Source organism: Peterkaempfera griseoplana (assembly GCF_001418575.1).
Classification (GTDB): Bacteria; Actinomycetota; Actinomycetes; order Streptomycetales; family Streptomycetaceae; genus Peterkaempfera; species Peterkaempfera griseoplana.
The window spans coordinates 1-8,748 of the sequence record NZ_LIQR01000384.1; the positions used below are offsets into that span (position 1 = coordinate 1).

Consider the following 8,748-nt stretch of genomic DNA (forward strand, 5'->3'; position numbering starts at 1 on the left):
CTTCACGGGGGGAGCGGGCGACGGGCCGGGCCGTCGCCGTGTCAGCCTGCCGGGGACGGGACCGGGGTGGCGTCCGGGGAGTGCGAGCTCGGAACGCCGGGCCGGAGGCCGGCGTCGGGTGGGCAGAGAGCGTCGCGAGATCATGGACGGTCCCGTTTCTCGGGCAGGATGGCGCGGCTCCAGGCCGACACGGTCCGGCGTGGACCGCGCCGGAACGCTCCGGCGTGGACCGGACAGCGTCGGATGCAGGAGCAACTATCGACTTGTCATGAGCACTCGTCAATGAGCTGAGAGCGCTCTCTTTTTTGCGGCAGAAGCGTTGACAGCGCGGCGGAGGGATGCACTCCGCCGGTGCGCCACCGGGACCGGGGGCCAGCGGCTACCGGTGGAGCGGGCCTTCGGCGCGACCCTCCGGGACCACCCCATGCTGTGGGTTGACAGAGCATCAGCTGCACGGCGACAGGCGATGATGCGGCTCCGCTGCCGCTGTCGGTGTGGACCCCGTAGTCCCCGCGGTGGCGGCGGCCCAGGTCGGGTGACCGCACCCGGCCGCAGACCATCCCGCGGGCCGCGGGGCGCCCTACGGCGCCGAGGGCGCCCGTTCGCCGGGATCCTGCGCCCGCCCCGGCGGCGAGTCCTGCCGCTCCGGACAAGGGGGCGGGGGGAACACGGCGCGGACGGACGGAAGGGCGAGCACCGCCACGACCGCCGCGACCTGCCACATCGCACCGAACCCCAGGACCCCGGAGGTGCCGATCAGCGAGGAGACCGGTCCGGCCGCGGCCAGCCCGACGGGACCGAGCACAAACGCCCCGAACGACGTGCAGGCGTTGACCCGTGCGAGCATCCCCGGCCGTACCCGGCGCTGCACGGAGGTCGCGAAGAGAGTGCCGCAGACCGCCGATCCGGCACCGGCGGCCAGCGCGGCACCGCAGACCCACGCCGGCGGACAGCCGCCCGCCAGCGCGGCCGACGGCAGGGACCAGCCGAGGGCCGCCACGGTGGACACCAGCATCGGCCGGCGCGGCCTGCGTCCGATCATCACCAGGCCCCCCGTCACCGCACCACACCCGTACATCGCCATGACCAGGCCCCATGCGGTCGCCCCACCGAGCCGCTGCTCGGCGACGACGGGGCCGAGCACCAGGAACGGTCCCCATACGACGAGGTTGAAGAGGCAGCCCTGCACAGCGGTGACCCACAGCCAGGTGTGGGACCTGAACTCCGTCCACGCGTCGCCGAGTTGTCCCAGGAACGACGAGGTGCCCCCGGTGGACGGTCCCGTGTGCGGTTCCCTGTGGGGTTCCGTGCGGGGCAACAGCAGCAGCACGACCACGCTCACCGCGTAGCTGGCGGCGTCCAGCGCCAGCACCGAGGACGCGTTCACCGCCGCCGTCAGCAGACCGGCCAGCACCGGCCCGGCGATGGAGGCCGCCGAACGCGCGGTCTCCATCAGGGCGTTGGCGTCGGAGAGCGAGTCCGGCCGCACCAGCTGCGGAAGAAGGGCACCCAGCGCAGGGGTGAACAGCGCCTCCGCGGTACCCCAGAGGCCCACCAGACCAAGCAGGGCCCACTGGGGCGGTCTGCCGCCGAGCAGGACCGCGACCAGGCCGAGCTGGGTGGCACAGCGCACGACGTCGGCCGTCAGCATGGACCGCCGACTGCCCGTACGGTCGCTGATCACTCCGCCGACGAGCAGCAGGAGAACCAGGGGAAGGATGCGGGCCGCCATGACCCGGCCCAGCACCGTGCCGCCGCCCCCGCTCTCCAGGATCGCGAAGGTCAGCGCGACCGAGGCCATCGCGGAGCCCAGCATCGAGGTGGTGTAGCCGAGGAGGAAGCGGCGGAAGTCGCGCTCACGCACCAGCGTGAGTCGCCGATCAGGGGTCATGGCCGCAGGATGCAGGGCCCGCGCGATGACACGCCAGAAACGCGGAGCAAAAACTTGAGCGGCCTCGAATCAATCTATGATGGGCTCAGGCACACCTCATAACTATTTACTGCGGTCGGAACAGCAAGGGAAGTGAGCTCTGATGGACGCCGGCCGCCCGAGTCAGCCCGTGGAGTACGCCGTCGCCGTCGACCGGTTCCTCTCCGGGGCCACCCTGGGCGGCGGCTCCCGGCGGATCTACCGGATCGCCCTTACCACCTGGGCGTGGGCACTGGTGGACCGCACCCCGCCCCTGGGCGCAGCGCGCCGCAACGCGGTGCCGCCCGTCCTGCCCCTGGCGCTCCTGGACGACCCGCTCACCGCGACCCGGCTCCAGCAGGCGCTGGACACCCGGTGCGCGGCCGTCGGCGCCCGTACGGCCAACCGGGAGCTGTCCATCCTTGTCGGCGCGGTCGGCTGGTGGCGGACGCAGGGCTGGCTGACCGGCGACCCCACGACCCGGCTGCGCCCCTGCCGGGCGCCGGAGCCGGCCACGGACGACGTGCGGATGGGTGCCCGTGAGGCCCGCGGCATCCTGGGACTGCCCGCATCGCTGCGCGAGCAGACCTTCTGGCATCTGCTGTACGAGACCGGGGCACCGATCGAACGTCTCCTCGCCCTCGACATCGACGACCTCGACGTACCCGGCCGGCGCACCCGGCGGCCCGAGCAGCCGCCCCTGCACTGGGGCGAGGGCACCGCCCGGCTGCTTCCGCTGCTGGTCCTCGGCCGGGTCGACGGGCCCCTGTTCACCACCGGCCGCGGGCGCCTTTCGTACCGCCGTGCCGCGGAGATCTTCCGAGCGGCCACCCGCCCGCTCGATCCACGAGGCCGCGGCTGGACGCTCCATCAGCTGTCACTCGCGGGCAGGCGGCAGATCGCTCCCTGAACAGGCCCGCCGGAGAACTGCCCCGCACCTCCGCCTGCCACCACGCGCACGTACCCGCCGGGCGGCCCGCGCCTCCGCCTGCCGACAGGGCAGAGTCCTGGATGCCAGGAGGCCCCCGGCGCAGCGGACGGACCGCCTTCGCGGCCCGCGTACCCTGTCCTGCGTGTCAGCCGCCACCCGCCGCCATCGCGTCGCCGTCCTCGTGCTCGAGGGCGCGAAGCCGCTCGACGTCGGCATCCCGGCGCAGGTTTTCACCACCCGCGCGAGCATGCCGTACGAGGTGCGGGTGTGCGGCGCCGCACCCGGTCTGGTGACCGGCGGGGACGGCCTCTCGTACGCGGTCGCCCACGGCCTAGACGCCCTGGAGTGGGCCGACATCGTCTTCATCCCCGGCTACCGGTTCCCGGACCGCGACGACCCGCCGCCGGCCGTCGTCGACGCGCTGATCGCCGCCCACCACCGCGGAGGGCGGCTCGCCGCCATCTCCACGGGAGCCTTCGCCCTCGCCGCCACGGGACTGCTCGACGGCAGACGGGCCACGACGCACTGGCACTACACCCGGGCACTGGCCCGGAAGCACCCGCTGATCCAGGTCGACGGAAACGTCCTCTTCGTCGACGAGGGCAGCGTGCTGACGTCGGCCGGCGCCGCCTCGGGCATCGACCTCTGCCTGCACATCCTGCGCGGCGACCTCGGGGTGGCCGCGTCCAACCACGCCGCCCGGCGCCTGGTCGCGGCCCCCTACCGCAGCGGTGGCCAGGCACAGTACGTGCCGCGCAGCGTGCCCGAACCGCTCGGCGAGCGGTTCGCCGCCACCCGCGAATGGGCGCTGCGCCGGCTCGGCGAACCCCTCACCCTCGAGGTGCTCGCCCGGCACGCCGCGGTGTCGCCGCGCACCTTCTCGCGGCGCTTCGCCGAGGACACCGGGTACACCCCCATGCAGTGGGTCATGCGCGCCCGCATCGACGTCGCCCGCGAACTGCTGGAACGCTCGGAGCGCGGCGTCGAGCAGATCGCCGCCGACGTCGGCCTCGGTACGGGCGCCAATCTGCGGCTGCACTTCCAGCGGATCCTCGGGACCACGCCGAGCGAGTACCGGCGCACGTTCGCCCGGGGCGAGTAGGCCCGCCGCCGGCTGGCACGATCCTTGCGGACCATGGCGATCGCGCCGCTGTCCCCGCCGGGCGCCGCGGGCGAACCTGGTGGCGAAACGAAGGGACACCACTCATGACTCGTATCGCCATCAACGGATTCGGCCGCATCGGACGCAATGTGCTGCGTGCCCTGCTGGAACGCGACAGCGCCCTGGAGGTCGTCGCCGTCAACGACCTGACCGAGCCCGCCACCCTCGCCCGGCTCCTCGCCTACGACACGACGGCCGGCCGGCTGGGCCGCCCGGTGTCGGTCGACGGCAGCACCCTGGTCGTCGACGGCCGCCGCATCGCGGTGCACGCCGAGCGCGAACCCGCGCAGCTGCCCTGGGCCGAGCTGGGCGTCGACATCGTGCTCGAGGCCACCGGCCGCTTCACCTCGGCGGAGGCCGCCCGCGCCCACCTCAAGGCGGGCGCCAGGAAGGTGCTCGTCAGCGCACCGTCGGACGGGGCCGATGTCACCCTCGCCTACGGGGTCAACACCGACGCGTACGACCCGGCCGCGCACACCGTGATCTCGAACGCCTCGTGCACGACCAACGCGCTGGCGCCGCTGGCCTCGGTGCTGGACACGCTCGCCGGCATCGAGCACGGCTTCATGACGACGGTGCACGCCTACACGCAGGAGCAGAACCTGCAGGACGGCCCGCACCGCGACGCCCGCCGCGCCCGCGCCGCCGCCGTCAACATCGTGCCGACCACGACGGGGGCCGCCAAGGCGATCGGTCTGGTGCTGCCGAACCTCGACGGCAAGCTGTCGGGCGACTCGATCCGCGTGCCGGTCCCGGTGGGTTCGATCGTGGAACTCAACACGACCGTCGCCCGCGATGTGACACGCGACGAGGTGCTGGCGGCGTACCGGGACGCGGCGCAGGGACCGCTCGCCGGCATCCTGGAGTACTCGGACGACCCGCTGGTGTCCGCCGACATCACCGGCAACCCCGCCTCGTCGATCTTCGACTCGGCCCTCACCCGGGTCGACGGCCGCCATGTCAAGGTGGTCGCCTGGTACGACAACGAGTGGGGCTTCTCCAACCGCGTGGTCGACACCCTCGACCTGCTCGCCGCGCACTGAACCGCCCGTCGGGGCGGCCCCGCCCCGGGGCCGCGCCGACGGCGTTCGGGGTACGCGGCAGCCGGGCGCGGGCCCTGGCGGCGACGGCTGCCGGGCGGTTCGCCTGGGTGAGGCCCTGAAGCCGTATCGGTCCCGGACCGGGCACGGCGGGGAGCCGGCAGCCCCGCTTCGGGCCTGCGTACGGACACGGCCGCCGTGAATCCGTTTCCCATGGTCGCGCGGTGCTTCTATGGTGGCGCGGTGAGGACTCAGGTGATCGTCGTCAACGGTGGTTCCAGCTCCGGGAAGTCGGGGATCGTCCGGTGTCTGCAGGCGGTTCTGCCGGACCCGTGGCTGGCCTTCGGGGCCGACACACTGGTGGAGGCGATGCCGGCGTCCATGAAGACGTCGGAGGCGGGGATCACGTTCGCTCCGGACGGAGAGGTGCTCGTCGGACCCGAGTTCCAGCTGCTGGACAAGGCCTGGGCCGAGGGCGTCGCCGCGATGGCCCGTGCGGGTGCGCGGATCGTCATCGACGAGGTCTTCCTCGGCGGAGCCGACTCCCAGCAGCGATGGCGGAAGGCTCTGGACGGACTAGGCGTGCTGTGGGTCGGCGTCAGGTGCGACGGCGAGGTCGCCGCCGGCCGTGAGATCGCGAGGGGCGACCGGGTCACCGGGATGGCCGCGTCCCAGGCGGAGATCGTTCACCGGGGCGTGGTCTACGACCTGGAGGTGGACACCGCCCGTGCGGAGTCGATGGAGTGCGCGCGTGTCATCGCCGCGCATGTCGTGTGATCGGGGCCCGTCCCGCGCACACGGCCGACGTACCGCCCCGCAGGCTCTCCCGCGACGCACCGGCTCGCCGCGCCTGACGACCGCGGGCCGTGAAGCGAGGACGCCACGCCACCGCAAGTGAGGCGGCGTCAACCGGCGCCGTCCCCGGAGGTCGATCACGGCCGACTGGGGAAGGAAGACGGCACCCACCCCGCATCGGACGACCGCTCCGGCCGGCGGGCCCCGCACCCGGGACGGCGGGGGAGGCGCACTGCGATTCCCGGCGGGCAACTTCCACACGATTGGACCGGCTCTTCATCCGAGCCGGTGGCGCAGGTCCCGCCTACTCTCGGTCCAGGGGCATGGTCACCAGGGAAAGGACCGTCGTGGACCTGCAGCTCAAGGACAAGGTCGCCGTCGTCACCGGAGCGAGCAAGGGCATCGGCCTGGCCATCGCCGAGGCGTTCGCCAGGGAGGGCGCACAGGTCGTCGCCGGCAGCCGGAGCGTCACCCCCGAGCTCGAGGCGCTCCACCAGAAGTACGGCGTCACCGCCGTCCCGGTGGACCTGTCCACCGCGGACGGACCGGACACACTCGTCCGGCAGGCGATGGACAAGCACGCAAGGGTGGACGTCCTGGTCAACAACCTGGGTGCCGCGACGTCCCGCCAGAGCTTCCTGGACATCGACGACGCAGAGTGGCAGCGGATCTTCAACATGACCCTGTTCAGTGCGGTCCGGACCACCCGTGCGGCGCTTCCCCACCTGCTGGACACCGGCGGCGGGGCCGTCGTCAACATCAGCTCCATCAACGCCCGCCTGCCCTTCCCCTTCGTCGTGGACTACTCCGCAGCCAAGGCCGGGCTGGCGAGCCTCACCAAGGCACTGTCCGAGGAGTTCGCCCCCCGCGGCGTCCGGGTCAACGCGATCGCCCCCGGACCGGTACGCACACCCTTCTGGACCGCTCCGGGCGCCTTCGCCGATGCCACGGCCGCCCAGGCCGGCACCAGCGCCCAGGAGGCCATGGACGTCGTCCTGCCGCAGAGCATGGGCATCTCCACCGGCCGGGTCACCGAACCCCACGAGGTCGCCGATCTGGCCCTCTTTCTCGCCTCCCCGCTCGCCGGCAACATCACCGGAGCCGAGTTCACCATCGACGGCGGCCAGATCAAGACGTTGTGATCCGCCGCCGCCGCTGCGCCCCGCCGCCCCGGCCGTGCCGAGTGCGGGAGGCGGAGGGCCTCAGGCCGGGAGGACGGGGCCGGGTACGGTCCGGGCCGGGGGTGCCGCGGTGGTGGGGTCCGCCGGAAACCGTTTGACGCCGCCCGGCCTCCGGCGGTCGGATGGCACACCGTGAGCGCTGGGCAGATGCACCCCGGAATGCACCCCGTCGACGAGGAACTGGTACGGCGGCTGATCGCGGGACAGTTCCCGCGGTGGGCCGGGTCGGCGGTCCGCCGGCTGCCGTCCGGTGGCACGGTCAACGCCATGTACCGGCTCGGCGACGACATGGTCGTACGGCTGCCGCTGGTCGCGAACGGGGCCAAGGACGTGTACACGGAGCAGGAGTGGCTGCCCCGCCTCGCACCCCGGCTGCCCGTGGCCGTTCCCGAGGTGCTCGGCGCCGGGAAGCCCGCCGAGGGTTATCCCTGGCCCTGGTCGGTGTACCGGTGGCTGCCGGGGAGCAACCCCGAGGCGGGAGCGTTGACCGAGCCCGCGCTGCTGGCGGCGGATCTGGCCCGGTTCGTGGCGGCGATGCGGAGCGTCACCCTGCCAGGGGCGCCGCGGGCCCACCGCGGCGGCCCGGTCGCCGCGCTCGACGCGCAGACCCGCGCGGCGATCGAGGAACTGCGCGGGATCCCGCAGGAGGGTGTCGACTGCGACGCCGCCGCTGCCGTGTGGGACGCCACACTCCGGACCCCGGGCCGGGAGGGGCCGCCGGTGTGGCTGCACGCCGATCTGATGCCGGGCAACCTGCTGGTGGACGGTGGCAGGCTGACCTCGGTCATCGACTTCGGGTGCCTGGGGACGGGCGATCCGGCGTGCGATCTGTTCCCGGCCTGGAACCTCCTCCCGGCCGACGCGCGGAAGGTCTTCCGTGAGGCGCTGGACGTGGACGACGCGACATGGAGCCGCGGCCGCGGACGGACCCTCTCGCAGGCGCTGGTCGCGCTGCCGTACTACCGCAGGACGAACCCCGCGATGGCGGACAACGCCCGGCATGTGATCCGGGCGGTGCTGGGGGAGGAGTGAGGCCTCCGGGCGGGGGCGGCCCGGAAGTCGGTGATCTCCTTGAACGTGCCGGCCCCCGGGCGGCATGATCGGGACGGCTGATCTTCCGGAGGTTTGGCGTGGCGTGGTCCGAACGTGTGGTGGTACGGGACGGTGTCCGCCTTGTCTGCAGGGACTGGGGCGGGACGGGACAGCCCGTCGTGCTGTTGCACGGCCTGGCCGGCCATCTGGGTGAGTGGGACGCGCTGGCGCGGCGCCTGAGCCCGCGGTACCGCGTCGTCGCGGTCGACCAGCGCGGGCACGGCGCCAGCGAGCGCCGTCCGCAGGACGTCTCCCGCGCCGCCTATGTCGCGGACGTCGTCGCCGTCGCCGACCAGCTGGAACTGAGACGACCCGTCCTGGTCGGCCAGTCGCTGGGCGGCCACACGGCCATGCTCGCCGCCGCGGCACACCCGGAGCTGGTCCGGGCGCTCGCACTCGTCGAGGCAGGACCCGGCCGTCCTGACCCGGACGGCCTCGTGGGCATCGGCACATGGCTGGACTCCTGGCCCGTGCCGTTTCCGTCACCCGAGGCGGCAGCGGCGTTCCTCGGCGGGGGACCGGTCGGGGCGGGCTGGGCGGCCGGGCTGGAGGAACGGGAAGGCGGATGGTGGCCTCGCTTCGACCGCGAGGTGATGGTGGGCTCGCTGGCGGAGAACGTCCAGCGATCCTTCCTCCAG

The 8,748-nt window shown here is 73.2% G+C and carries 8 protein-coding genes; 7 read left to right on the forward strand and 1 reads right to left on the reverse strand.

The window, feature by feature from the left end:
* Positions 1-580: 580 nt before the first annotated feature.
* A complete protein-coding gene (locus tag AOK09_RS26790) occupies positions 581-1,891 on the reverse strand; it encodes an MFS transporter (RefSeq protein WP_079063461.1) in 1,311 nt (436 codons plus the stop codon).
* Between the two features lie 142 nt (positions 1,892-2,033).
* Between AOK09_RS26790 and AOK09_RS26795 the strand changes: the two genes are divergently transcribed.
* From AOK09_RS26795 to AOK09_RS26825, 7 genes are all read left to right on the forward strand, one after another.
* Positions 2,034-2,819, forward strand: a complete 786-nt coding sequence (locus AOK09_RS26795; RefSeq protein ID WP_055589829.1) for a hypothetical protein — start codon at positions 2,034-2,036, stop codon at positions 2,817-2,819.
* Positions 2,820-2,982: 163 nt separating this feature from the next.
* Positions 2,983-3,942, forward strand: coding sequence for a GlxA family transcriptional regulator (locus AOK09_RS26800; protein ID WP_055589830.1), 960 nt, complete (start codon positions 2,983-2,985; stop codon positions 3,940-3,942).
* Positions 3,943-4,046: 104 nt separating this feature from the next.
* On the forward strand, positions 4,047-5,045 hold the full coding sequence (gene gap / locus AOK09_RS26805; protein WP_055589831.1) for a type I glyceraldehyde-3-phosphate dehydrogenase: 999 nt from the start codon (positions 4,047-4,049) through the stop codon (positions 5,043-5,045).
* A 240-nt stretch (positions 5,046-5,285) separates the two neighbouring features.
* Entirely contained in the window at positions 5,286-5,819 is a 534-nt protein-coding gene (cpt, locus tag AOK09_RS26810; RefSeq protein WP_245687493.1) for a chloramphenicol phosphotransferase CPT, read from the forward strand.
* A gap of 365 nt (positions 5,820-6,184) precedes the next feature.
* Positions 6,185-6,979, forward strand: a complete 795-nt coding sequence (locus tag AOK09_RS26815; RefSeq protein ID WP_055589833.1) for an SDR family NAD(P)-dependent oxidoreductase — start codon at positions 6,185-6,187, stop codon at positions 6,977-6,979.
* 186 nt (positions 6,980-7,165) lie between these two features.
* Positions 7,166-8,050: an aminoglycoside phosphotransferase family protein gene (locus AOK09_RS26820; protein WP_055589834.1), complete on the forward strand. Its 885-nt coding sequence runs from the start codon at positions 7,166-7,168 to the stop codon at positions 8,048-8,050.
* Positions 8,051-8,148: 98 nt separating this feature from the next.
* Positions 8,149-8,748, forward strand: a 600-nt coding sequence (locus AOK09_RS26825; protein ID WP_055589835.1) for an alpha/beta fold hydrolase, incomplete at its 3' end; no start/stop codon positions are given.

Bases quoted from the DNA above. Each gene is read 5' to 3' on its own strand.
- AOK09_RS26820 (WP_055589834.1), top strand. From the start codon at position 7,166: ATGCACCCCGGAATGCACCCCGTCGACGAGGAACTGGTACGGCGGCTG.
- AOK09_RS26790 (WP_079063461.1), bottom strand. From the start codon at position 1,891: ATGACCCCTGATCGGCGACTCACGCTGGTGCGTGAGCGCGACTTCCGC.
- AOK09_RS26795 (WP_055589829.1), top strand. From the start codon at position 2,034: ATGGACGCCGGCCGCCCGAGTCAGCCCGTGGAGTACGCCGTCGCCGTC.
- gap (WP_055589831.1), top strand. From the start codon at position 4,047: ATGACTCGTATCGCCATCAACGGATTCGGCCGCATCGGACGCAATGTG.